We start from the raw sequence: 23,810 nt of genomic DNA on the forward strand, positions 1-23,810 counted from the left end.
GGATGGTCAGTGGCAGGTGTAGCCGCCGTCGATGACCAGCTCGCTGCCGGTCACGAATTTCGATTCGTCGGACGCCAGGTAGACCACTCCCCAGGCGATGTCGTCCGGCTCGCCCATGTGGCCCAGCGGGTGCAGCGCGCCGACCTCGCGCCGGTGTTCGGCCGGGTCGCCGCCCATCGAGGCGATGTGCTGCTCCACCATCGGCGTCCAGATGAAGCCGGGATGGATCGAGTTGACCCGGATGCGGTCGGCAGCGTACAGCATCGCGTCGGTCTTGCTCATCAGCCGCACCGCGCCCTTGGACGCGTGGTAGGGCGGTGAATCCGGCGCGCCGACCAGGCCGTAGATCGACGACAGGTTGATGATGCTGCCGCCGCCGGCCGCGCGCAGCGGCGCGATCGCGTGCTTGGTGCAGAAGAACACGCCCTTCACGTTGATCGCCTGCACCCGGTCCCACTCGGCTTCGGTGATTTCGTGGGTCGGCTTGTTCGCGCCGGCGATGCCGGCGTTGTTGACCAGGACGTCCAGACGTCCAAACGCGGCGACCGTGCCGGCTATCGCCGCGGCCACCTCGGCCTCTACCGCCACGTCGGCGTGGAAATAGCGCGCGCCCTCGCCGAGTTCCGCGGCCAGCTGCTGGCCCGGTCCGTCGTGCATGTCGACCAGCGCCACTTTCGCGCCGGCTTCCAGCAGCCGGCGCGCGCAGGCGGCGCCGATGCCCACGGCGGCGCCGGTCACCAGTGCCACCTTGCCGCTCAGTCTGCCCATCGCCGTGTCTCCCGTGAAATATGGAAGCCAGCATGGGCCGGCTGCGGGTTGCCGGTGTTGACCATGGTCAAATCGCCCCGGCGGTGCCTGCGGCGGATTGGCGCGGCGTCAGGCGGAGGCTGTCCGGCGCAGCGGCGCGCAGCCGGTCTCGATGCTGTGGCGCAGCGACGCTTCGCTGTGCGAGCGGTCGATGCCGTGCGCGGTCAACCAGTGCGGGTCGAACAGGGTTTCGGCGTAGCGCTCGCCGCGATCGCACAGCAGGCTGACGATGCTGCCGCGCTGGCCTTCGGCGCGCATCGTGGCCGCCAGGGTCAGGCAGGCGACGAAGTTGGTGCCCGAGGAGCCGCCGTAGCGATGCCCGAACAGCTCGCCGAGCAGCCACGCGCCGGCGATGGAGGCTTCGTCCGGCACGCCGATCACGTGGTCCACCACCTCGAACACGAAGCCCGGCTCGACCCGCGGCCGGCCGATGCCTTCGATCAGGGTGGGGCGGCTGGCCACGGCGCTGCGGTCGTTGCTTTGCCAGCCGCACACGAAACCGCTGCCGACGGGGTCGGCGATGCACAGCCGGGTGTGCAGACGGCGATAGCGCAGGTAGCGGCCGATGGTGGCCGAGGTGCCGCCGGTGCCGGCACCGCAGACGATCCAGTGCGGCTCGGGCGAGCGCTCACGGGCGAGCTGGCCAATGATCGACTCGGCGATGTTGTTGTTGCCGCGCCAGTCGGTGGCGCGCTCGGCCAGGCCGAACTGATCCAGGTGACAGGCGCCGCGCGCCGCGTGCTCGGCGGCGCGCGCATGCACCTTGGCGGGGTCGTCCACCAGGTCGACCTCGCCGCCCAGCGCCTGCACGTCGCGGATTTTCCCCGGCGCGGTGCACGCCGGCATCACCGCGACGAAACGCAGGCCGAGCAGGCGCGCGAACCAGGCCTCGGAGATCGCGGTGCTGCCGGAGGAGGCGTCGACCACCGTCTGGTCCGGGCCGAGCCGGCCGTTGCACAACGCGTACAGGTACAGCGAGCGCGCCAGCCGGTGCTTGAGGCTGCCGCTGGGATGGCTCGCCTCGTCCTTGAAGTAGAAGTCGATGCCGTGGAAGCCGGGGAAGTTGAGTTTCAGCAGGTGCGTGTCGGCCGAGCGCGCGGCTTCCTGGGCCAGACATTCGAGTGCTTCGTGGACCCAGCGCCGCCCGGTGTGGCGCAACGGATGGATGAGCGGGACGACACTGTTCACGCGGAGCCTCGACTTGCCATGGGTGGCGAAAGAACGCGAATGCCGACAATCGGCAGGGGACATGCTCGCGGCGGCGTGCGGCCGCGGCCCTGATGCAGGTCAACCGCGATGGCGGCGACGCGGGGCGGATTGTCACAGACCGGTGCAGCGGCTGCGCCGCCGGCACCGGTTGATGCAGGTCATGGCCGGCGCCGCTTGGGCGGCGGATGCTGGGCGTTGGTTCTTTCTCATGGCCAACGCGCATGCTTGCCTGGTATCCGTGGATCGTCCTGCTGCACCTGGCCTGCGCCATCGTGTTCGTCGGTGCGGTGGCGTTCGAGGTGATCGTGGTGGAGTCGCTGCACAAGCACTTCGACATCGTCACCATGCAGCGCATCGAGCAGGCGGTGATGGCGCGGGTACGGCGCTACATGCCGGTGGTGGTAGTGCTGCTGTTCGCCAGCGGCTTCATGCTGTTCGACATCCGCTGCGACGGCTTTGCCTGCGTCGGCTCGCGCTTCGGCAACTGGCTGCTGCTCAAGGTGGTACTGGCGTTTGGCGTACTGGGCGTGTTCGTCAACGCGATGTGGGCGATGCGCCACGGGAAGATGGACGTCTGCCGGTTCAAGCACACCCACCGCATCGTGCTGGCGCTGATGGTCGGCATCGTGTTTCTGGCCAAGACCATGTTCTACTTGTAGCCTTTCACAAAGCAGGAGTCGCACCATGTCCACAGTTACCCTCCACGGCAAGCCGGTTCGCGTCGACGGCAGCTTTCCCGCGGTCGGCGCGGCCGCACCGGCGTTTTCGCTGGTGGCGGGCGACCTTTCCGACGCCGGGCTGTCGCGTTTCGCCGGCAAGCGCAAGGTGCTCAACATCTTCCCCAGCGTCGACACGCCGACCTGCGCGGCCTCGGTGCGCCACTTCAACGAGGCCGCGGGCAAGCTCGACAACACCGTGGTGCTGTGCATTTCCGCCGACCTGCCGTTTGCGCAGAAGCGGTTCTGCGGCGCGGAAGGGCTGGACCAGGTGGTCAACCTGTCGATGATGCGCGGCCGCGCATTCCTCGCCGATTACGGCGTGGCGATCGCCGACGGCCCGCTGGCCGGCCTTGCCGCCCGGGCAGTGGTGGTGCTGGACGAGCACGACAAGGTGCTGCACACCGAGCTGGTGGGCGAGATCGGCGACGAGCCGGATTACGCCGCCGCGCTGAAAGCGCTGGGCTGATCAGGACTTTCGCTTGCCTGTGAGTAGGGCGGGCACTGCCCGCCGAGGCTGGCCGCGCATCTTGTCGAAGAGCCGGCGGGCAATGCCCGCCCTACGCTGAATGCTGTAGCGCACCCTGTGCGCGATGCTCCTGGTAGACGTCGCGCAGAGGGTGCGCTCCTGCAATGGCCTTGCGCGAATCGGGGTGTGGCCGATCAGCGATGGATGCCGATCACAGGCACACCGAACGGCTTCGCTTCGGGATGCAGGCCCAGGCCGTACTTCAGGCTGCGGCCGATGCGCTGGGCGTACTCCAGCATGTGCTCGGCGTGGACCGGATCGAGTTCCTCGCCGCAGGTTTCACGCCACAGTGCCAGCCAGCGATCGAAATGCTCGGCGCGGATCGGGTGCGGGCGGTGTGCTGCCATCGGGTTGCCGCGATAGCTGCCCGCACGCAGCGCCACCGAACACCAGAACGAGGTCAGCAGGCGCTTGTGCTCGTCCCAGTCGTGCACGGCTGCATTGAACACCGGGCCGATCTCCGGATCGCGCCGCACCTTCTCGTAGAAGTGGTCGACCAGCGTGGCGATGGCGGTTTCGTTGAAGGGCTCGGCTGGGCTCATGTCGGGGCAGGGTGCACGAAACGGACGCATGACGCAGAAAAGGCGCACCCGGCCATCTCGGCCGGGCGCGCTGCCGTTGCGGCAAAGCTTACTTGCCGAGGCTCAGCGTGCCCTTCATCAGGGCGGCATGGCCGGGGAAGGTGCAGAAGAACGCGTACTGCTCGCCGGCCTTGAGCTTGGCCACGTTGATCGTGGCGGTGTCGCTCTCGCCGGCGCCGATCAGCTTGGTGTGGGCGATGATGCGGCTGTCACCGGGCTTCTCGTAGCTGTTGGCCGCGCCGGCCTTCATGCCGTCGGCGACCACGCCGGCTTCATCCGAGGCGTGCGACAGCACCCAGTTGTGGCCCATCGCGGTGACCGGCAGCTTGCCGGTGTGCTTGAGCGTGACCTTGAAGGTCTTGCAGGTACTCGGCACGGTGATGGTCTTCTTGTTGAACTGCATCGCATCGCTGCCCTCGATGGTGGTGGCGCACTCGGCAGCCATCAGCGGAGTGGAGAGCAGCCCGAGCAGGGCAACGGCAATCAGTTTGCGCATGGTGTCGCTCCTTGGGGAAGATGAGAGAACGGAAGGATTCTGCGTGGGCAGCGAGCGTGGCACACTGATCTGGATCATGGTCACGGCAGCAGTTGCCGCGGACACTGTAGTTACCGCGGCGAGGCTGCGGAAGGAGGCATGATGACGCACGTCGTCACCGACAACTGCATCAACTGCAAGCACACCGACTGCGTCGAGGTGTGCCCGGTCGATTGCTTCCACGCCGGGCCCAATTTCCTGGTGATCGATCCCGACGAATGCATCGACTGCACGTTGTGCGTGGAGGAGTGTCCGGTCGGGGCGATCTTCCCCGAGCTCGACGTACCGGCCGGGCAGGAGATCTACATGTCGATCAATGCGGAGCTGGCGAAGGAATGGCCGGTGCTGACCAGCAAGATCCCGTCGATGGAAGACGCCGACAAGTGGGACGGCGTACCGAACAAGCTGCCGCTGCTCAAGCGCTGAGTCCACCCGGCACGTCGCCCTGCTGCGGAGGAGCAAAAAGGTTTATGGTAGGCGGGCGATGCGTTGACGGGGGAACCAGAACCACCGCATCGATCCGCGCGAGCCGGTTCGACACGCAGGGCGGGAGCGTTTCGCCGCCTTGTTGCGCCACAGGCTTGCGCGCACTCATCCTGCCGGAGGAGCGACGATGAACGAGGCAGCGCAACCCTTGACCGACGACGATACCGAACTGTCACCATGGTGGCTGCGAACGGTGGCGATCGTGCTGGTGTTCGGCTTTGCCGGATTGCTGGCGATCACCTCGCTGGCCTATCGCAACGCGCCACCGATTCCCGCGCAGGTGGTCGATGCCCAGGGCACGGCCCTGTTCAGCGGTGACGACATCCGCGACGGCCAGGCGGTCTTTCTCAAATACGGCCTGATGGACAACGGCAGCATCTGGGGACATGGCGCGTACCTCGGGCCGGATTACTCCGCCGAGGCACTGCACCGGCTGGGCGTGGACACCGCGGCGGCGATCGCCGGCAAGCAGTACGGCAAGCCTCCGGGCGAGCTGGATGCGCAGCAGCAGGCCGCGGTGCGTGGGCAGACGGCGGTGGTCCTGAAGACCAACCGCTACGATGCGCAAACCGGCGTGCTGCAGCTGACCGATGCCGAAGCCGTCGCCTACCGGCAGCAGATCGGCTACTGGACGGACTATTTCAAGGACCCGACGAAAAACGGGGGACTCAAGCCGGGCCTGATCAGCGATCCGGTGGAGTTGCACCAGTTCACCGCCTTCGTGACCTGGGCGGCGTGGGCCTCGGTGGCGACGCGGCCGGGCACGGAGGCGTCGTATACCAACAACTTCCCCTACGACCCCAGCGTCGGCAACGTGGCCACCGGCAGTGCCTTGCTGTGGAGCGCGCTGAGCCTGCTGGTGCTGCTGGCCGGCATCGCGACCGTGCTGCTGGCGTTCGGCAAGTTCGACTACCTGGGCTGGATCAGCCGCGGCCACCACGTGCACCCGCAGCTGTTGCCGGGGCAGGTCGGCGCGGGCCAGCGGGCGCTGATGAAGTTCTTCGTGGTGGTGGCCTTGCTGTTCCTGATGCAGACCCTGGTCGGCGGCGGCGTGGCCCACTTCCGCGCCGACCCGGGCAGTTTCTACGGCTTCCAGCTGGAGAACATCTTTCCCAGCAACCTGCTGCGTACCTGGCATCTGCAGACGGCGATCTTCTGGATCGCCACCGCGTATGTCGCCGCCGCCCTGTTCCTCGGCCGCTCGCTGCGTGCGCCGGATGACGAGCCGCGCTGGCTCGCCGGCTGGGTGCACCTGCTGTTTGCCGCCTTCGTGGTGGTGATCGGCGGCAGCCTGCTCGGCGTCTGGGCCGGCATCGAACAGAAGCTGGGCCATCTGTGGTTCTGGTTCGGCGACCAAGGCTGGGAGTACCTGGAACTGGGCCGGTTCTGGCAGTACCTGCTGGTGGTCGGCCTGCTGGCCTGGTTCGTCATCCTGTGGATGCTGGCACGCCCGCGTGCGGTGGCCAACGAGGCGGCACGCCCGCTGGCGAAGATGTTCATGTTCGCGGCCGTCGCCATTCCGGTGTTCTACGTGCCGGCGCTGTTCTTCGGCGCGAAGACCAACTACACGGTGGTCGATACCTGGCGCTTCTGGATCATCCACCTGTGGGTGGAAGGCTTCTTCGAGTTCTTCGCCACCACGGTGGTGGCGCTGACCTTCTACCAACTGGGCCTGACCCGACGCAACGTGGCGCTGCGGGTGATCTACCTGGACGCGATCCTGTATTTCCTCGGCGGCCTGATCGGCACCGGGCACCACTGGTACTTCACCGGCCACACGAACTTCAACATGGCCTTGTCGGCCCTGTTCTCGGTGCTCGAGGTGGTGCCGTTGACCCTGCTGACGCTGGATGCCTGGGATTTCGTGCGTACCACCCGCGGCGACTGCGCCGTGTGCGGCAAGTCGGTCAGGGTGCCGCACAAGTGGACGTTCTACTTCCTGATGGCGGTGGGCTTCTGGAACTTCGTCGGCGCGGGCATGTTCGGCTTCTTCCTCAACCTGCCGATCGTCAGCTACTACGAAGTGGGCACCCAGGTCACGCCGACCCATGGCCATGCGGCACTGATGGGCGTGTTCGGCATGCTGGCGATCGCGCTGATGGTGTTCTGCCTGCGCCAGGTCAGCAGCGACGCGCGCTGGCCGGGCATCGAGAAGTACGTCAAGGTGGCCTTCTGGGGGACCAATATCGGCCTGATGCTGATGATCCTGATGAGCCTGTTCCCCAGCGGGGTGATGCAGCTGTGGGACGTGGTCGAGCACGGCTACTGGCACGCGCGCAGCGTGGAGTACATGGCCACGTCGCGTTCGCACCTGGTGGAGTGGCTGCGCCTGCCCGGCGACCTGATCTTCATCGGCTTCGGCGCGATTCCGCTGGTGATCGCCTCGGTCAAGGGCTGGCTCGGCGTGCGGGCGGACGCCCGGGCACAAGCGCGCTGAGCCGCCGCCGCACATGAAAAAGCCCGCGCCGACGATGTCGGCGCGGGCCTCGCGGATTGCGTGGGAGGCGACTACTTCGCGACGACGCGCACCATCTCCAGGCACTTGTTGGAGTAGCCCCACTCGTTGTCGTACCAGCTGACCAGCTTGACGAAGCTGTCGTCCAGCGCGATGCCGGCGTCGGCGTCGAAGATCGAGGTGCGCGCGTCGCCGCGGAAATCGGTGGCCACCACCTTCTCCTCGGTGTAGCCCAGGATGCCCTTCAGCGCGCCTTCGCTCTGCGCCTTCATCTCGGCCTTGATTTCCTCGTAGGTCGCCGGCTTCTCCAGCTCCACCGTGAGATCGACCACCGACACGTCGGAGGTCGGCACGCGGAAGCTCATGCCGGTGAGCTTCTTGTTGAGCTCGGGGATCACCACGCCGACCGCCTTGGCCGCGCCGGTGGAGGAAGGGATGATGTTCTCCAGGATGCCGCGGCCGCCGCGCCAGTCCTTGTTGCTCGGGCCGTCGACGGTCTTCTGCGTCGCGGTGGCGGCGTGCACGGTGGTCATCAGGCCGCGCTTGATGCCCCACTTGTCGTTGAGCACCTTGGCCACCGGCGCCAGGCAGTTGGTGGTGCAGCTGGCGTTGGAGATGATCGCCTCGCCCTTGTAGGTCTTGTCGTTGACGCCGTAGACGAACATCGGCGTGGCGTCCTTCGACGGCGCGGACAGGATCACCTTCTTGGCGCCGGCGTCGATGTGTTTCTGCGCCGATTCCTTGGTCAGGAACAGGCCGGTGGATTCGATCACCACTTCGGCGTTCACCTCGTTCCACTTCAGGTTGGCCGGGTCGCGCTCCTGGGTCAGGCGGATGCGCTTGCCGTTGACCACCAGGTGGTTGCCGTCGACCTCCACGTCGCCATCGAAGCGGCCGTGCACGGAGTCGTGCTTCAGCATGTAGGCCAGGTAATCGGGCTCCAGCAGGTCGTTGATCGCCACGATCTCGATGTCGTTGCCGAAGTTCTCCACGGCGGCGCGCAGCACGTTGCGACCGATGCGGCCGAAGCCGTTGATGCCGACCTTGATGGTCATGAGGGAACGTCCTCCTGAAGGATGCCGCGAGCGCGGCGGAAAGAACGCCGATTTTACCGCCATTTCCGGGTGCCTGCCTGCCCCGCGGGCCGTGGTGCGCGCCGGCGGCGGCAAAAAGCCGCAGTGCTCTGTGGCAGACTGCGGCGATCCCTCCCTTGCCGGAATGACTCGCATGAGCTTCGCCCGTCGCGCCACCACCGCCGTGCTCGCCTGCCTGCTGGTTACGCCGGCGCTGGCGTGGGGGCCGCTCGGCCACAGCGTGGTCGCCGAGCTGGCGCAGCGGCACTTGAGCCCCGCTGCGGAAGCCGAGGTCCAGCGCCTGCTGGCGCCGGAGCATACCGATTCGCTGGGCGACGTCGCCAACTGGGCCGACCAGATGCAGGACGATCCGGCCATGGCGAATCTGTGGAGGCAGACACGCAGCCAGCACTACATCAATTTCCGCGGTGGCCCCTCGTGCGACTACGTGCCGCCGCGCGATTGCCGCGACGGTCGCTGCGTGGTGGCGGCGCTGCAGTACTACGTGGGTGTGCTGGGCGACCGCAGCAAGCCGGACGCCGTGCGCCGCCAGGCGCTGAAGTTCGTGGTGCATTTCGTCGGCGACGTCCACCAGCCCTTGCATGCCGGCTATCGCGAGGACAAGGGCGGCAACACCTATCAGGTGCAGTTCGACGGCAAGGGCAGCAACCTGCACCGGGTCTGGGACTCCGGCATGCTCTACACGCGCGGGCTGGACTGGCAGCAGTATGCGCAGCGCCTGGATTCGGCGGTGCCGGTGCCGTTGCCGGCGCCGAGTGCGCCGCTGGACAACCCCTACGCGCAGTGGGCGCAGGAGTCGTGCCGGATCACCGCCGAGGCCGGCTTCTACCCCGTCGGCCACAAGATCACCCCGGGCTACGTGTCGACCTGGCTGCCTGTGGCCGACCGCCGCCTGCGCGAAGCCGGCCGTCGCCTCGCGCAAGTGCTCAACCTGGCGCTCGGCGCCGGTTCCGCTGCGCGTTGAGCGTGGACCGGCGGCGCGGCGTGACGATTCTGCTAGGCTCAGCTGATGCTCATTTCCAAAATCCGCCGCACCAAGATCGTCGCCACCCTCGGCCCGGCCACTGACGCACCGGGCGCGCTGCGCAAGCTCATCGACGAAGGCGTCGACGTCGTGCGCCTCAACCTCTCGCACGGCGCGCCCGATGATCACCGCGCCCGCGCGCGGGCGGTGCGCGAAGCGGCCGAGGCTGCGGGCCGCGAGGTCGGCGTGCTGGCCGATCTGCAGGGGCCGAAGATCCGCATCGAGACCTTCGCCGACGGCCCGGTGCAGCTGGTCGAAGGTGCCAGCTTCGTGCTCGATTGCCGCCCCGGCGTGCCGCCCGGCGACGCCACCCGCGTGGGCGTGAGCTATTACGGCTTGCCCGATGACGTGAGCGCCGGTGACGTGCTGTTGCTGGACGACGGCCTGGTGGGGCTCACCGTGCGCGAGGTGGTCGGCAGCGAAGTGCGCTGCGAGGTGCTGGTGGCCGGCAAGCTGTCCAACCGCAAGGGGCTCAACCGGCAGGGCGGCGGGCTTTCCGTCGACGCGCTGTCGGACAAGGACAAGGCGGACATCCAGCTGGCCGCCGAGATCGGCGCGGATTTCCTCGCCGTGTCCTTCGTGCGTTCGGCCGACGACATGCACCAGGCCCGCCGCCTGCTCAAGCTGGCCGGCGGGCGTGCCGCGCTGGTGGCCAAGATCGAGCGCGCCGACGCCATCCCGGTACTGGGCGAGATCATCGACGCCTCCGACGTGGTGATGGTGGCGCGCGGCGACCTGGGCGTGGAGATCGGCGATGCCGAGCTGCCCGGCCTGCAGAAGAAGATCATCCGCGAGGCAGTGCAGCGCAATCGCGCGGTGATCACCGCCACCCAGATGCTGCAGTCGATGGTGCGCTCGCCGATCCCGACCCGCGCCGAAGTGCTCGACGTGGCCAATGCCGTGATCGACGGCACCGATGCGGTGATGCTGTCGGAGGAAACCGCCGCCGGTGCGCATCCGGACAAGGCGGTGGCCGCGATGACGCGGATCTGCCTCGGCGCCGAGCGCCAGTTCGAGCCCAAGGACGACCTCTCCGCCGGCGGCCACCGGCTCGACCGCACCGACCAGGCGATCGCGCTGGCCGCGATGATGCTGGCCGGCCAGCTCGGCGTACGGGCGATCGTGGCACTGACCGAATCCGGCGCCACCGCGCAATGGCTGTCGCGCTACCGCAGCGCGGTGCCGATCTACGGCATGTCGCCGTCGGCCTCCGCACGGCGGCGCATGCAGCTGCTGCGCGACGTGCAGCCGGTGGAGTTCAGCCACGGCGAGAAGCAGAGCATGGCCGCTTCCACCCGCGCCGCGGTGCGCCTGCTGTTCGAACAGGACAGGCTGGTCCAGGGTGACAGCGTGGTGATCACCTACGGCGACCGCGTCGGCCACGTCGGCGGCACCAACACGCTGAAGCTGCTCGCGGTCGGCCCCGACGGCACCATCGACAGCCTGCGCGACCTGTGAAGCCTGAACCGGCCGCGTCGCCGCGACATCGTTGACGCTGGCGCGGCGTGCAGGCAGCTACACTGTGGCCATCGACACGTTGCCGGAGCCTGCCATGAACATCCCGTTTTCCTCCGTGTGCCGCGGCGTGCTGTTCGCGCTCGCCCTGGGCGCCGCAGCGCCGGTGCTGGCGCAGACGGTCAAGATCGACCAGCAGGACTTGTACCGCTACTGGATCCTGCTCAACACCCAGGTGCAGATGGATGCGCCCAACAGCGGCCTCAACCTGGACAAGCCCGGTTGCGTGGCGGTGACCTACACCATCGGTTCCGATGGCGTGCCGATGGACGTGCAGGTGGCCAAGGTGGAGCCGAAGAGCGACCTCGGCCCGATGGCGCGCAGCGCAGTGGCCAATTTCCGCTACGGCCCGTCGCTGAACAACAACATCCACCAGCCGGTGGCCACGTATTACATCGTGGTGTTCAACGGTCCCAAGGACCCGGCCGCGCGCGCCCAGCTGATGGCCCCGTGCAAGCTGCCCGGCTACCCGGCCTGAGCTGAGCCGGCAGTGCCTGCGGGGTGCGGCGTCGTTTCGGCCCGTCGCGGCCCGGATCTGGCCTATAATCGACGTTTTTCACCATGCCGCTTCGTTCTCGAGGCGGCGCCCACCATGGGTGGCCGGGCATCGCCCCCACCATCGCGGAGTCACCAATGAGCATTGAAGATCTCGAAAGCGTCGCCCTGGCGATGGTTGCGCCCGGCAAGGGCATCATCGCGATCGACGAGTCGACCAACACCATCCGCAAGCGCTTCGAGGCCGTCGGCATCGAGAACACCGAGGAGAACCGGCGCGCCTACCGCGAGTTGCTGCTGACCACGCCGGGCCTGTCCGAGCACATCTCCGGCGCGATCCTGTTCGACGAGACGATCCGCCAGTCCACCAAGGACGGCGTGCCGTTCACCCAGGTGATGAAGAAGAACGGCATCATCCCCGGCATCAAGGTCGACAAGGGCCCGCAGCCGCTGGCCGGTTTCCCCGGCGACGTGGTCACCGAAGGCCTCGACGGCCTGCGCGAACGCCTGCAGGAATACGCGAAGCTGGGCGCCCAGTTCGCCAAGTGGCGCGCGGTGATCAACATCTCCGAGGAAAACCCCAGCTCCACCGCGATCGAGGCGAACTGCCACGTGCTGGCTCGTTACGCCGCGTTGTGCCAGGAGGCCGGCCTGGTGCCGATGGTCGAGCCCGAAGTGATCATGGACGGCGACCACACCATCGAAGTCAGCTACGAAGTGCACGAAGCCGTGCTGCGCAGCCTGTTCAATGCGCTGTACGAGCAGAACGTGATGCTGGAAGGCACCATCCTGAAGGTCAGCATGGTCATCCCCGGCAAGGATTGCGAGGAGCAGGCCGAGATCGGTGAAGTAGCCGAGGCCACCGTGCGCGTGCTCAAGTCCACCGTGCCGGCAGCGCTGCCGGGCATCGTGTTCCTTTCCGGTGGCCAGAGCGACCAGCAGTCCACCGCACACCTCAACGCGATGAACCAGATCGGCCCGCACCCGTGGCCGCTGTCGTTCTCCTACGGCCGCGCGATGCAGCAGGCCGCGCTGCAGTTGTGGTCGAAGGACCTGAAGGGCAATGTCGCCGACGCGCAGAAGATCGTTCACGCCCGCGCCAGGGACAATGGCCTGGCGGCGCTGGGGCAGTGGAACGGCTGATTGCCTTTCAGGCGGGGAATAGGGAATAGGGAACAGGGAATCGGCAGAGAAGAAAAGGGCGCCTTGCGGCGCCCTTTTTGCGTCACGCGATGGAGTTCAGAAGCGGTACTCGGCGCTCACCGTGTAGATGCGGTTGCCGATGTCCAGGCCCTGCTTGGAGATGCTGTAGTAATCGAAGTTGGCGCCGATGCTCCAGCTCTTGTTGATGTCGTAGCCGGTGCCGACGCCGGCATACCAGCCCAGCGACTGCCTGCTGGCCTTCTCGTTGAACGAGTTGGCCGGATCGCTGGACTGCGCCGTGCCGTGCAGCTTCCACACGAAGGCGCCGCCGCGCGCGGAGATGTACCAGGCGTCGGTCGGGTTGAAGTGACCGTTGATGCCTGCGGTCCAGCCGTCACCCGAGAGTTTGGCGTAGGTGGTGCCATCGCGGCTGCTGATGCTGCCGAGGTCGGTGTAGCCCGCCTCGAAGCCGATGAACTGGGTGCGGTAGCCGGCGTTGAGAATGACGGCCGTGCCGTGTTCGCTGCCGAGGTCGTAGTTGTCCAACGTGGCGTGGTAGCTCACGCGACCGGCGCCGAGGTTGACGAAACCGCCGGTGAGATCCTTTGCCTGCACGCTGGCCGTGGCCAACGTCGCACCGGCCAGAGCGGCCAGCGTCAAGAATGAGTTTTTCATTTGAAATCCCCTGTTGTGGTGTTTCCCGATCTTTCCTGTCGCAGTCCTGCGCGTCGGGACGCAAGGCGCCAACCACGTATTTTATATGTGGCGCAGTTCGCATAAAGAAAGAGAGCGCCCTCAGGCGCCCTCTTCTTGTAGGTGAACATCCCGACGCGATGTCGGAATCAACCTCTGCGGATCAGAAGCGGTATTCGGCGCTGGCCGAGACCATGTCCGTGCTGAGGTTCACGTGGTCCTTGCTGGCGTCGAAGTAGTCGTAGTTCACGCCCACGCTGAGCTGCGGGGTGATGTTGTAGCCGATGCCTGCGCCGGCGTACCAGCTGTTGTCGTCCAGGCTCTTGCGGATCGGGTTCACGTCGTTGTTCATGCCGTGACCGGTCCAGCTGTACAGGCCCGCGCGACCGCTGAGGTACCAGTTCGGGGTCATGTCCAGCCGGGCGTTGGCGCCCACCGTCCAGCCGTGCAGCTGCGACTTGTTGTCGGCGATCACCGGGTCGCTGTTGAAGATGTTCTTGGCGTGGATGTTGCCCAGGTCGTTGTAGCCCACCTCGGCGCCCAGCGCGAAGTTCGGCGCCAGCGACCAACGGTAGCCGCCGTTCAAGGCATAGCCGGTGTCATGGCCATCGTACGGCCCATGGTTGATCGCGGTGCGGCCGATGTTGCCGTTGACGAACCAGCCGGCGTTGTCGGCGGGCGCGTTCTGCGCGAAGGCGGCGGGGACGGCCACCAGGCCGGCAGAGACGAGAGCGAGGGCGAGCAGTGTTTTCTTGGTTTTCATGGATGAGGCTCCAATGGTCAGGACAGTTGGCCCCGGATGGGGAGGGCCGTTTGTCGAATGCGCCCCGCCCAAGACGGGCGGCGACACGAAGACTTAGATGGGTGGTGCCCCGAAAGATTCAATACTCATTAGTTCAGTATTAAGCGCAGATTAAGCCGGCCGAATGCGGGCCGTGCCCAGGGCCGTGTCCGGCGCGCGACACCGCGCGACCGGATCGGCGACAATGGACGCTTTTGCACCCTCCGGAGACGCCTGATGACCACCCGCCGCGAACTCGCCAACGCCGTGCGAGCCCTTGCCATGGACGCCGTGGAAGCGGCCAAGTCCGGTCATCCGGGCATGCCGATGGGCATGGCCGACCTCGCCGAGGTGCTGTGGAACGACTTCCTGCGGTTCAATCCGGCCAATCCCAAGTGGTGCAACCGCGACCGCTTCGTGCTCTCCAATGGCCACGGCTCGATGCTGCAGTACGCGCTGCTGCACCTGAGCGGCTTCGACCTGCCGATGGAGCAGCTCAAGCGCTTCCGCCAGCTGCATTCGAAGACCGCCGGCCACCCGGAAGCCAGCGAAACGCCGGGAGTGGAGACCACCACCGGTCCGCTCGGTCAGGGCCTGGCCAATGCGGTCGGCTTCGCGCTGGCCGAGAAGGTACTGGCGGCGCATTTCAACCGTTCGGGCCACGATGTGGTCGATCACCACACCTACGTATTCCTCGGCGACGGCTGCCTGATGGAAGGCATCTCGCACGAAGCTGCCTCGCTGGCCGGCACCTGGCAGCTCGGCAAGCTGGTGGCGATCTACGACGACAACGGCATCTCGATTGACGGCGAGGTACACGGCTGGTTTACCGACGACACGCCGGCGCGCTTCGAGGCCTACGGCTGGAACGTGATCCGCGGCGTGGACGGGCACGATGCCGAGGCGATCAAACAGGCGATCGCCAAGGCCACCACGCAGCACGACAAGCCCACCCTGATCTGCGCGAAAACCGTCATCGGCTTCGGTGCGCCGCACAAGCAGGGCAAGGAGGAAAGTCACGGCGCGCCGCTGGGCAAGGACGAGATCGCCGCCGCGCGCGAGCAGCTGGGCTGGAAGTACCCACCGTTCGAGATACCGGCCGAGATCTATGCCGGCTGGGATCACAAGGCCAAGGGCGCCGCCGCGGAGCAGGCGTGGAACGATGCGTTCGCCAGGTACGCCGCCGCGCATCCGGAACTGGCCGCCGAGTTCAAGCGCCGCATGCGCGGCGAACTGCCGGCCGACTGGGCCGCGAAGTCGCAGGCGTTCATCGACAAGCTGCAGGCCGACGGTCCCGAAGTGGCCTCGCGCAAGGCTTCGCAGATGAGCATCGAAGCGTTCGCGCCGCTGCTGCCGGAGCTGATCGGCGGCTCGGCCGACCTGGCCGGCTCCAACCTGACCAAGTGGAAGGGCAGCCTCGACGCCGCCACCGGCGACAGCGCGGACGGCAAGGGCAACTACGTCTATTACGGCGTGCGCGAGTTCGGCATGACCGCGATCGCCAACGGCGTGGCGCTGCATGGCGGCTTCATCCCGTACGACGCGACGTTCCTGGTGTTCTCCGACTACGCGCGCAATGCGGTGCGCATGAGTGCGCTGATCCCGGCCCATGCGATCCACGTTTACACGCACGACTCGATCGGCCTGGGCGAGGACGGCCCGACCCATCAGCCGGTGGAGCACATGGCGAGCCTGCGCTACATCCCGAACAACCAGCTGTGGCGTCCGTGCGATGCGGTGGAATCGGCCGCGTCGTGGAAGGCGGCGATCGAGCGCAAGGGCGCGCCGTCGTGCCTGATCTTTTCGCGGCAGAACCTCAGGCACCAGCAGCGCAGCGCACAGCAGGTGGCCGACATCCTGCGCGGCGGCTACGTGCTGTCCGATCCGCTGGACACGAAGTTCCAGGCGATCCTGATCGCCACCGGTTCGGAAGTGGAACTGGCGATGGAGGCGTCGCGCGCGCTGGCGCAGCAGGGCGTGGCCGTGCGCGTGGTGTCGATGCCGTGCACCGAGGTGTTCGACGCGCAGCCGCTGGAATACCGCGAAGGCGTGCTGCCGCTGTGGTGCCGCGCCCGCGTGGCGGTGGAGGCGGCCAGCGCCGATTTCTGGCGCAAGTACGTGGGCCTGGACGGCGAAGTGGTCGGCATGACCACGTTCGGTGCCTCCGCTCCTGCGCCGCAGCTGTTCGAGCACTTCGGCTTCACCGTGGCGCATGTGATCGATGCGGTGAAGCGCGTCGTCAAATAAGGCTACTCGCGGTCGCCTCCCGGTGATCGCGGGAATGCCTGTGCGAGCGCCTCATTCGGTAGGGCGGGCACTGCCCGCCGTTCTGCCTTATCCAGCGACCGAAACAAAAGCCGGCGGGCGGTGCCCGCCCTACGGAGCGGCCGCCGGGATTTCCAGCAAGGCGGCCAGTTCGTCCGGCGTTGCCGCAATGGCGTGGGCGCCGGCCTGTTCCAGTTCCGCGCGGCCGCCGAAACCCCACAGCACGCCGAAGCCACGTACCCGGTTGGCGACGGCGCCGTCGATGTCGAAGTGGCGGTCGCCGATCATCACTGTGTCGGCCGGATCGGCGCCGAAGTCAGCCAGTGCTTCGCCGATCATCGTGGCCTTCTCGCTGTGCGCGCTGTCCGGGTGCGGGCCGTACAGGCGCAGGAACGCGTCGCCGAACGGCAGGTGGGCGAGGATCGGCGCGGCGTGGCGGTGCGGCTTGCTGGTGACCACGGCGAGCTGGTGGCCGGCGCCGCGCAGCCGCTCGATCAGCAGCTCGATGCCCGGATAGATCTCGTGCTCGCGCCAGCCGAGCGTGTTGAAGCGCTCGTGGTAGTACGCCACCGCCGCCTCGATGCGTTCGGCGTCGTGGTCCAGCAGCGGCGCGAAGCTGTGCCGCAGCGGCGGGCCGATCCAGCGGCGCAGTTCCGCATGTGCCGGCGCGGGCACGTCCAGCCGCGCCAGCGCATGCTTCACGCAGGCGGTGATGCCGTGCTCGGAATCGATCAGGGTGCCGTCGAGATCGAACAGGCAGAGCATTACTTCGCGGCTCGCGCCTTCAACGCGGTGACCGCCGGCAGTTCCTTGCCTTCGAGGAATTCCAGGAACGCGCCGCCGCCGGTGGAGATGTAGGAGACCTGGTCGGCGATGCCGTACTTGTCGACCGCGGCCAGCGTGTCGCCGCCGCCGGCGATCGAGAACGCGTTCGACGCCGCGATCGCGCGCGCCAGCGTTTCGGTGCCCTTGCCGAACGCGTCGAACTCGAACACGCCGACCGGGCCGTTCCACACCACGGTGCCGGCCTTGGCGATCAGGGCGGCGTAGAGTTCGGCGGTCTGCGGGCCGATGTCGAGGATCATCTCGTCCGCACCGACTTGGTCGACCGGCTTGATCGTGGCCGGGGCCTGCGCGGAGAACGCCGGCGCCACCACCACGTCGATCGGCATCGGCACTTCGGCGCCGCGTCGTTTGGCGTCGGCCAGCACCTTCTTCGCCGCGTCGAGCAGATCCATCTCCACCAGCGAGTTGCCGACCGAGTGTCCCATCGCGGCGATGAAGGTGTTGGCGATGCCGCCGCCGACGATGAGCTGGTCGACCTTGCCGATCAGGTTGTCCAGCAGGGTCAGCTTGGTCGACACCTTGGAGCCGGCCACGATCGCCAGCAGCGGATGCGCCGGGTGCTCCAGCGCCTTGCCCAGCGCATCCAGCTCGGCGCACAGCAACGGGCCGGCGGCGGCGACCGGGGCGTACCTGATCACGCCGTGGGTCGAGGCTTGTGCGCGATGCGCGGTGCCGAACGCGTCCATCACGAAGATGTCGCACAGCGCGGCATATTTCTTCGCCAGCGTGTCGTCGTCCTTGCCCTCGCCGACGTTCATGCGGCAGTTTTCCAGCAGCACCACCTCGCCGGCGGCCACCTCCACCCCGTTGACCAGGTAGTCGGCCACCAGCCGCACCGGCTGGTCGAGTTTGCTGCTCAGCCACAGCGCCACCGGCGCCAGCGAGGATTCGGCGTCGAACTGGCCTTCCTTGGGCCGGCCCAGGTGCGACATCACCATCACCTTCGCGCCGGCGTCGCGGGCGGCCAGGATCGTCGGGAGGGCGGCGTCGAGGCGCTGGGTCGAGGTGATCCGGCCCTGTTCGTCGATCGGCACGTTGAGATCTTCGCGGATCAGCACGCGCTGGTTGCGCAGGTCGAGGTCGCTCATGCGGATGACGGACACGGCACAACTCCGTTGGATGGTGGGGGCTAGCCAGAACCGGCTGCAACCGCCTATTGTCCGGTGGCCGCGGCAGTGATGCAAACGCGGCCTGGCGAGGCACGCCGGGCCGACGACACGCGGGCGCGCGCAACGGCTGCACTTGTGGCTAAACTGCAGGCTATCCACGCAGGGGGGGACCGCTCATGGCGACCGGCTTGGTGCTCTACAGCTACTGGCGTTCCAGTGCTGCCTATCGCGTGCGCATCGCGCTGAACCTGAAGGGCCTGGACTACGAGACGCGTCCGGTGCACCTCGTGCGCGACGGCGGCGAGCAGCACACGGCGCAATACCAGGCGCTGAACCCGCTCGAATCCGTGCCGGTGCTGTGCGACGGCGACCGTGTGCTGACCCAGTCACTGGCGATCATGGAATACCTGGACGAGATGCACCCGGAGCTGGAGACCGCGCTGCTGCCGGTCGACGCCCGCGGCCGCGCCCAGGTGCGCGCGCTGGCCATGGCGGTGTGCTGCGACATTCACCCGCTGGGCAACCTGCGCGTGCTGCAGCATCTGGAGAAGGAGTTCGGCGCCAGCGAGGAGCAGCGGGCAGCCTGGTCGCGGCACTGGATCGATGCCGGCTTCAAGGCGATCGAAGCCATGCTGGCGGAGAGCGCCGCCACCGGCCGCTACTGCCACGGCGAAACCCCGAGCATGGCCGATGCCTGCCTGATCCCGCAGGTCTACAACGCCATTCGCTGGAAACTGCCGCTCGACGACTACCCCACCATTACGCGCATCCACGCCGCCTGCAACGAGCTGGAAGCGTTTCAGCGTGCGGCGCCGGAGGCGCAACCCGACGCACCGTAAGCCGGGAATAGGGAATGGGGAATAGGGAATCGGGAATAGGGAATAGGAACTGCAAGAGCAGGAGCCGCGCTCCGCGCTTGGTTTTTCCGATTCCCGATTCCCGATTCCCTATTCCCTATTCCCGGCCCTTCAGAACCCCATCCCGTACGGGTCGTTGCCGGCCAGTTCGGCGCTGCTGTTGCCGCCTTCGGCGAGGCGGATCTTGAGGGCGAGGCCATCGCGGGAGTCGGATTTGCTGAGGGCCTCGTCCAGTTCCACGCGGCCTTCCTTGTACAGCTTGTACAGCGACTGGTCGAAGGTCTGCATGCCTTCCTGCAGACTGCGATCCATGGCGTCCTTGATCTCGTGGATCTGGCCGCGGCGAATCATGTCGCGGATCAGCGGCGTGTTCAGCAGCACCTCGGCGGCCGGGATGCGGCGGCCGTCCTTGCCGATCACCAGGCGCTGGCTGATCACCGCGCGCAGGTTCAGCGCCAGGTTCATCAGCACGTTCTTGTGCGCCGATTCGGGGAAGAAGTTGAGGATGCGCTCCAGCGTCTGGTCGGAGTTGTTGGAGTGCAGCGTGGCCAGGCACAGGTGGCCGGTCTCGGAGAAGGCAATGGCCGCCTCCATCGTGTCGGTGTCGCGGATCTCGCCGATCATGATGACGTCCGGCGCCTCGCGCATCGCGTTCTTCAGCGCCTCGTGGTAGCTGTGCGTGTCCAGCCCGACCTCGCGCTGGTTGACGATCGAGCGCTTGTGCCGGTGCAGGTATTCGATCGGGTCCTCGATGGTGAGGATGTGCCCGGGCGACTGCGAGTTGCGCTGGTCGATCATCGCCGCCAGCGTGGTCGACTTGCCCGAGCCGGTGGCGCCCACCACCAGGATCAGTCCGCGCGGCTCCATGATCAGGTCGCGGAAGATCGGCGGCAGCTGCAGCTGCTCGATCGAGGGGATCTCGCTCTTGATCGCGCGGATCACCATGCCCACTTCGCCGCGCTGCTTGAAGACGTTGATGCGGAAGCGGCCGGCTTCCTTCACCGCCAATGCCATGTTCAGTTCGAGGTTGCGCTCGAACTGCGGCACTTGGCCCTCGTCCATCAGCGAATAGGCGATCTTCTTGACCATGCCGCTCGGCAGGCCGGTATTGCCCAGCGGATAAAGCTTGCCCTCGACCTTGATGTTCACCGGGGCACCGGTGGACAGGAACATGTCCGACGCGCCCTTGTCTACCATGAGCTTGAGGAAGTAGCCGATGTCCACGTTTTACCCCTGGGTTCCCGATGTACATTGCATTGCACGATTATGCCTGCCCACAATACGCTGCAACACACCATGAGGACTGTGATGTACTTCTTTTCCCCATCGGCCGCGCTCGCGCGCCGCATGCGCGCGGCGGCCACCATGCTGGCGCTGACCCTGGCCGTGGCCGGTTGCGCCACGGCGCCGCCGCCGAATGACGCGATGAACCTGGCCCAATACCAGCTGCAGGCCGCCCGTGACGCCGGCGCGGCGGATTACGCGCCGGTCGACCTCGGTTTCGCGCAGGACAAGTTCCAGCAGGCGCAGGAGGCGATGGCGGCGCGCAAGTTTGCCGATGCCGCGAACCTCGCCGAGGAATCCGGCGCCGATGCCGAGCTGGCGCGGGTCAAGGCGCGGCTGGGCGCGGCCCGTGCCGAGATGCAGGGCAAGCTGCAGGAAAACACCCGCCTGCGCAGCGAGGGCGAGCAACTGGCCGCCCGGCAGCAGCAGATGGAACAGGCGATCCCGGCACCCGCCGCCGACTCTTCCGCGCCGTTGCCGGTGGGCGACATGCCGGCGCCTTCGGCCTCGGTGCTCTCCGCGCCGGTCGACGGCACGCCGATCCCCGGCAATGACGATCCCGCGGCCGCCAGCAGCATTCCCGGAGGCCAGCCATGAAGCGCCTTGCCCAACTGCTCGCTGGCGCAGGCCTGGCGCTGGCCCTGGTCGGTGCCGCGCAGGCACGCCAGGACGACATCGACATCAACCGCCTGCGCGGCAGCCTGGACCAGCTTGCCAACGATCCCGGCCTCGGCCATTACGCCCTGTCCGAACAGGCGCGAGCCCGCGAGGCGATCCGCGCGCTGGAGGAGGCCGGACGTGGCGACCGGCCGCATGCCTTGTACCTCGCCGAGCGCCGCGTCGACCTGGCCAAGACCGCCGCGCAGTTGCAGGACGCCCAGGTCAAGCTGAACCAGCTCGATCGCGAACACGACCAGATCCTGCTCGCCAACAGCCGCCGCGAGGCGGACATGGCCCGGCTGGAGCTGGCCCGGCAGCGCCTGCAGAACCAGTTGGCGCAGGAGGAGGCCGCGCGCCTGCAGCAGCAGGGCATCGAATATTCGCAGCAGGCCGAGCAGGCGCGGGCCGAAGCCGAGCGGGCCAAGAAGCTGGCCGCGGCACAGAGCAAGGTGGCGCGGGCGGCCCGCCGCGAGGCGGCGCTGGCGGCGCAGGCGGCCAAGGCGATGCGCGCGCAGATGGACGATGGAAACACCCCGCCACCGGCTCCCGCCGAGCAGAAAAAGCCCACCCGCAAGCACTCCGCGGGGCACTGAAACGGCGCCGGGCGGCGCTTTGCCGCAGCGCCTCCACGGGCTGCGGCCAGCCGCCGCCCAATGCCTGCAAAACACTGTTTTGACAGGTATTTAATGCACCGGCCGAAGTGTGATCCGACGCCTTGCACCGGCCAGATCGGCGGAGTAGGGTCAAAGCCCCGGGAGGCATCCAGGCCACCGGGGTCAACGACCTGAATCATGCGCCCATCCCACGTTCAGATCCCCACCTGCGTTCCGGTTGACCGGCGTGGGTCGCGGGTGTGCGCCGATTCAGCTGTCGGCGGTCCGCCAACGTGGCGGCAACCGTCCGTTCACTCGCAGGAGGTCGGATCATGTTCGAAAACCAGCAGCGCGATGATGTCGAGGCATTGATGAAGGCGGACGCGGAGTTCCGCCGGCTTTATCAGCACCATCGGGAGCTCGACAGCAAGGTGCACGACGCCGATATCGGCGTGCTTCCCATCGACGACGCCACCCTCGCCGGCATGAAGAAGGAGAAACTGCTGGCCAAGGCGCGGCTTGAACGCATGTGGGCCGACAGGGCGCACCTCATCCACTGACGCAACGGTTCGCTGGCGCGGCCCCGGGTCTTCCCTGAAACAGTCATCGGGAAGATTGCCGGGGCCGCAGCGTATCCGGCGGCTCGGTTATCATGGGGGTTCTGCGGCCACGGCTTTGCGCCGACGCCGCCACGCCAGCGACGGAGCCCCCATGACGGTTCACCAGAGTGTCCTCGAACTGATCGGACACACCCCGATGGTTCGCGCGAGGCGCCTCGATACGGGTGCGTGCGAATTGTTCCTGAAACTCGAGAGCGCCAACCCCGGCGGCTCGATCAAGGACCGCATCGGCCTGTCGATGATCGAGGGCGCCGAGAAGGACGGCCGCATCCGCCCGGGCGACATCCTGGTCGAGGGCACCGCCGGCAACACCGGCCTGGGCCTGGCCCTGGTCGCGCAGCAGAAAGGCTACCGCCTGATCCTGGTGGTGCCGGACAAGATGAGCCGCGAGAAGATCTTCAACCTCAAGGCGATGGGCGCCGAAGTGGTGCTGACCCGCTCCGACGTGGCCAAGGGACACCCCGAGTACTACCAGGACATGGCCGAGCGGATCGCCCGCGAAACGCCCGGCGCCTACTTCATCAACCAGTTCGGCAACCCCGACAACCCGGCCGCGCACATCGCCAGCACCGGGCCGGAAATCCTCGAACAGATGGGCGGCAAGGTGGATGCGGTGGTGGTCGGCTGCGGCTCGTCCGGCACGCTGAGCGGGCTGTCGAAGTTCTTCGCCGAACACTCGCCGCAGACCGAGCTGATCCTTGCCGATCCGGTCGGCTCGATCCTGGCCCAGTACATCAACGAGGGCACGCTCTCGACCAAGTCGGCGAGCTGGATGGTCGAAGGCATCGGCGAGGATTTCCTGCCCTCGATCAGCGACTTCACCCGGGTGAAGAAGGCCTACGCGATCTCCGACAAGGAGAGCTTCCTCACCGCGCGTGAGCTGCTGGCGAAGGAAGGCATCCTGGGCGGCTCGTCGACCGGCACCCTGCTTGCCGCGGCGCTGCGCTACTGCCGCGAACAGACCACGCCGAAACGCGTGGTGACCCTGGTCTGCGACACCGGCAACAAGTATCTGTCCAAGCTCTACAACGACTACTGGATGCTCGACAACGGCTTCATCGAGCGCGAGCAGCACGGCGACCTGCGCGACCTTCTGCTGCGCCCGTTCGCCCAGCGCGACACCGTGGTGGTCGGCCCCAACGAGCTGCTGATCACCGCCTACAACCGCATGAAGCTGTACGACGTGTCGCAGTTGCCGGTGATGGACGGCCGCAAGCTGGTCGGCATCGTCGACGAGTCCGACGTGCTGATGCACGTGCACGCCGACGAGACGCGCTTCCGCGACCCGGTGTCCACCGCGATGATCGCCGACCTGCACCGGCTCGACGTGCGCTCGCCGATCGAATCGCTGCTGCCGGTGTTCGAGCGCGGCCACGTGGCCATCGTGGTCGACGGCGACGATTTCCTCGGCCTGATCACCCGCATCGACCTGCTGAACTGGCTGCGCCGCAAGGTGAATTGACCCGCCGCGCCAGGCACTTTCAAAACAGCCCGGGGCGACCCGGGCCAGAAC

24 protein-coding genes are annotated in these 23,810 nt (G+C 67.2%); 14 read left to right on the plus strand and 10 right to left on the minus strand.

From position 1 onward, the window contains the following. Positions 1-6: 6 nt before the first annotated feature. Both ACFCQI_RS10555 and ACFCQI_RS10560 read right to left on the minus strand, forming a co-directional pair. Positions 7-768 (minus strand): glucose 1-dehydrogenase, encoded by a 762-nt coding sequence (locus ACFCQI_RS10555; RefSeq protein ID WP_395116438.1) that lies wholly within the window; start codon positions 766-768, stop codon positions 7-9. A gap of 108 nt (positions 769-876) precedes the next feature. Continuing rightward, entirely contained in the window at positions 877-1,995 is a 1,119-nt protein-coding gene (locus ACFCQI_RS10560) for a PLP-dependent cysteine synthase family protein (RefSeq protein ID WP_395116440.1), read from the minus strand. A 242-nt stretch (positions 1,996-2,237) separates the two neighbouring features. Here ACFCQI_RS10560 and ACFCQI_RS10565 point away from each other — a divergent pair, with 242 nt between their 5' ends. Continuing rightward, on the plus strand, positions 2,238-2,675 hold the full coding sequence (locus tag ACFCQI_RS10565) for a CopD family copper resistance protein (protein ID WP_395116442.1): 438 nt from the start codon (positions 2,238-2,240) through the stop codon (positions 2,673-2,675). Positions 2,676-2,700: 25 nt separating this feature from the next. Further along, positions 2,701-3,201 carry a thiol peroxidase gene (tpx, locus tag ACFCQI_RS10570; protein ID WP_395116444.1) on the plus strand — a complete coding sequence of 167 codons (501 nt, stop codon included), beginning with the start codon at positions 2,701-2,703 and terminating at the stop codon, positions 3,199-3,201. A gap of 194 nt (positions 3,202-3,395) precedes the next feature. Here the strand turns inward: tpx and ACFCQI_RS10575 are convergent, their stop codons facing one another. Both ACFCQI_RS10575 and azu read right to left on the minus strand, forming a co-directional pair. After that, a complete protein-coding gene (locus tag ACFCQI_RS10575; RefSeq protein ID WP_395116446.1) occupies positions 3,396-3,803 on the minus strand; it encodes a group III truncated hemoglobin in 408 nt (135 codons plus the stop codon). A gap of 88 nt (positions 3,804-3,891) precedes the next feature. Further along, positions 3,892-4,338: an azurin gene (gene azu / locus ACFCQI_RS10580; protein ID WP_395116448.1), complete on the minus strand. Its 447-nt coding sequence runs from the start codon at positions 4,336-4,338 to the stop codon at positions 3,892-3,894. Positions 4,339-4,479: 141 nt separating this feature from the next. Between azu and fdxA the strand changes: the two genes are divergently transcribed. Further along, a complete protein-coding gene (gene fdxA / locus ACFCQI_RS10585; protein ID WP_395121338.1) occupies positions 4,480-4,803 on the plus strand; it encodes a ferredoxin FdxA in 324 nt (107 codons plus the stop codon). A gap of 187 nt (positions 4,804-4,990) precedes the next feature. Then, positions 4,991-7,300, plus strand: a complete 2,310-nt coding sequence (locus tag ACFCQI_RS10590; RefSeq protein ID WP_395116450.1) for a nitric-oxide reductase large subunit — start codon at positions 4,991-4,993, stop codon at positions 7,298-7,300. Positions 7,301-7,371: 71 nt separating this feature from the next. Here ACFCQI_RS10590 and gap read toward each other — a convergent pair whose 3' ends face one another. Beyond that, positions 7,372-8,373, minus strand: a complete 1,002-nt coding sequence (gene gap / locus ACFCQI_RS10595) for a type I glyceraldehyde-3-phosphate dehydrogenase (protein WP_395116452.1) — start codon at positions 8,371-8,373, stop codon at positions 7,372-7,374. A gap of 172 nt (positions 8,374-8,545) precedes the next feature. On the opposite strand from gap, the gene ACFCQI_RS10600 reads away from it, so the two are divergent. From ACFCQI_RS10600 to ACFCQI_RS10615, 4 genes are all read left to right on the plus strand, one after another. Further along, a complete protein-coding gene (locus tag ACFCQI_RS10600; RefSeq protein ID WP_395116454.1) occupies positions 8,546-9,376 on the plus strand; it encodes a S1/P1 nuclease in 831 nt (276 codons plus the stop codon). 45 nt (positions 9,377-9,421) lie between these two features. Next, positions 9,422-10,894: a pyruvate kinase gene (gene pyk, locus ACFCQI_RS10605; RefSeq protein ID WP_395116456.1), complete on the plus strand. Its 1,473-nt coding sequence runs from the start codon at positions 9,422-9,424 to the stop codon at positions 10,892-10,894. A gap of 94 nt (positions 10,895-10,988) precedes the next feature. Beyond that, entirely contained in the window at positions 10,989-11,429 is a 441-nt protein-coding gene (locus ACFCQI_RS10610) for an energy transducer TonB (RefSeq protein ID WP_395116458.1), read from the plus strand. 155 nt (positions 11,430-11,584) lie between these two features. Further along, positions 11,585-12,589 carry a class I fructose-bisphosphate aldolase gene (locus tag ACFCQI_RS10615; RefSeq protein ID WP_395116460.1) on the plus strand — a complete coding sequence of 335 codons (1,005 nt, stop codon included), beginning with the start codon at positions 11,585-11,587 and terminating at the stop codon, positions 12,587-12,589. A 96-nt stretch (positions 12,590-12,685) separates the two neighbouring features. On the opposite strand, the gene ACFCQI_RS10620 is transcribed toward ACFCQI_RS10615, so the two are convergent. Both ACFCQI_RS10620 and ACFCQI_RS10625 read right to left on the minus strand, forming a co-directional pair. Next, positions 12,686-13,264, minus strand: coding sequence for an outer membrane protein (locus tag ACFCQI_RS10620; RefSeq protein WP_395116462.1), 579 nt, complete (start codon positions 13,262-13,264; stop codon positions 12,686-12,688). Positions 13,265-13,445: 181 nt separating this feature from the next. After that, a complete protein-coding gene (locus ACFCQI_RS10625; protein ID WP_395116464.1) occupies positions 13,446-14,045 on the minus strand; it encodes an outer membrane protein in 600 nt (199 codons plus the stop codon). Positions 14,046-14,300: 255 nt separating this feature from the next. On the opposite strand from ACFCQI_RS10625, the gene tkt reads away from it, so the two are divergent. Beyond that, positions 14,301-16,310 (plus strand): transketolase, encoded by a 2,010-nt coding sequence (tkt, locus tag ACFCQI_RS10630; RefSeq protein ID WP_395116466.1) that lies wholly within the window; start codon positions 14,301-14,303, stop codon positions 16,308-16,310. Between the two features lie 129 nt (positions 16,311-16,439). On the opposite strand, the gene ACFCQI_RS10635 is transcribed toward tkt, so the two are convergent. After that, entirely contained in the window at positions 16,440-17,093 is a 654-nt protein-coding gene (locus ACFCQI_RS10635) for an HAD hydrolase-like protein (protein ID WP_395116468.1), read from the minus strand. Continuing rightward, complete coding sequence (locus tag ACFCQI_RS10640) at positions 17,093-18,277, minus strand: phosphoglycerate kinase (protein ID WP_395116470.1); 1,185 nt, start codon at positions 18,275-18,277, stop codon at positions 17,093-17,095. The genes ACFCQI_RS10635 and ACFCQI_RS10640 overlap by 1 nt, the downstream gene beginning before the upstream one ends. A gap of 182 nt (positions 18,278-18,459) precedes the next feature. On the opposite strand from ACFCQI_RS10640, the gene maiA reads away from it, so the two are divergent. After that, complete coding sequence (maiA, locus tag ACFCQI_RS10645) at positions 18,460-19,122, plus strand: maleylacetoacetate isomerase (protein ID WP_395116473.1); 663 nt, start codon at positions 18,460-18,462, stop codon at positions 19,120-19,122. A gap of 129 nt (positions 19,123-19,251) precedes the next feature. Here maiA and ACFCQI_RS10650 read toward each other — a convergent pair whose 3' ends face one another. After that, on the minus strand, positions 19,252-20,364 hold the full coding sequence (locus tag ACFCQI_RS10650) for a PilT/PilU family type 4a pilus ATPase (protein WP_395116475.1): 1,113 nt from the start codon (positions 20,362-20,364) through the stop codon (positions 19,252-19,254). A 72-nt stretch (positions 20,365-20,436) separates the two neighbouring features. Here ACFCQI_RS10650 and ACFCQI_RS10655 point away from each other — a divergent pair, with 72 nt between their 5' ends. The 4 genes from ACFCQI_RS10655 to ACFCQI_RS10670 all read left to right on the plus strand — a co-directional run bounded on the left by ACFCQI_RS10655 (position 20,437) and on the right by ACFCQI_RS10670 (position 23,759). Further along, a complete protein-coding gene (locus tag ACFCQI_RS10655) occupies positions 20,437-21,021 on the plus strand; it encodes a DUF4398 domain-containing protein (protein WP_395116477.1) in 585 nt (194 codons plus the stop codon). After that, positions 21,018-21,677: a hypothetical protein gene (locus ACFCQI_RS10660; RefSeq protein WP_395116479.1), complete on the plus strand. Its 660-nt coding sequence runs from the start codon at positions 21,018-21,020 to the stop codon at positions 21,675-21,677. Before ACFCQI_RS10655 ends, ACFCQI_RS10660 begins: the two co-directional genes overlap by 4 nt. A gap of 332 nt (positions 21,678-22,009) precedes the next feature. Further along, positions 22,010-22,237, plus strand: coding sequence for a YdcH family protein (locus tag ACFCQI_RS10665; RefSeq protein WP_136257589.1), 228 nt, complete (start codon positions 22,010-22,012; stop codon positions 22,235-22,237). A gap of 151 nt (positions 22,238-22,388) precedes the next feature. Next, complete coding sequence (locus tag ACFCQI_RS10670) at positions 22,389-23,759, plus strand: pyridoxal-phosphate dependent enzyme (protein ID WP_395116481.1); 1,371 nt, start codon at positions 22,389-22,391, stop codon at positions 23,757-23,759. Positions 23,760-23,810 lie beyond the last annotated feature (51 nt).

This window comes from Rhodanobacter sp. FW102-FHT14D06 (assembly GCF_043950705.1).
Taxonomy (GTDB): Bacteria; Pseudomonadota; Gammaproteobacteria; order Xanthomonadales; family Rhodanobacteraceae; genus Rhodanobacter.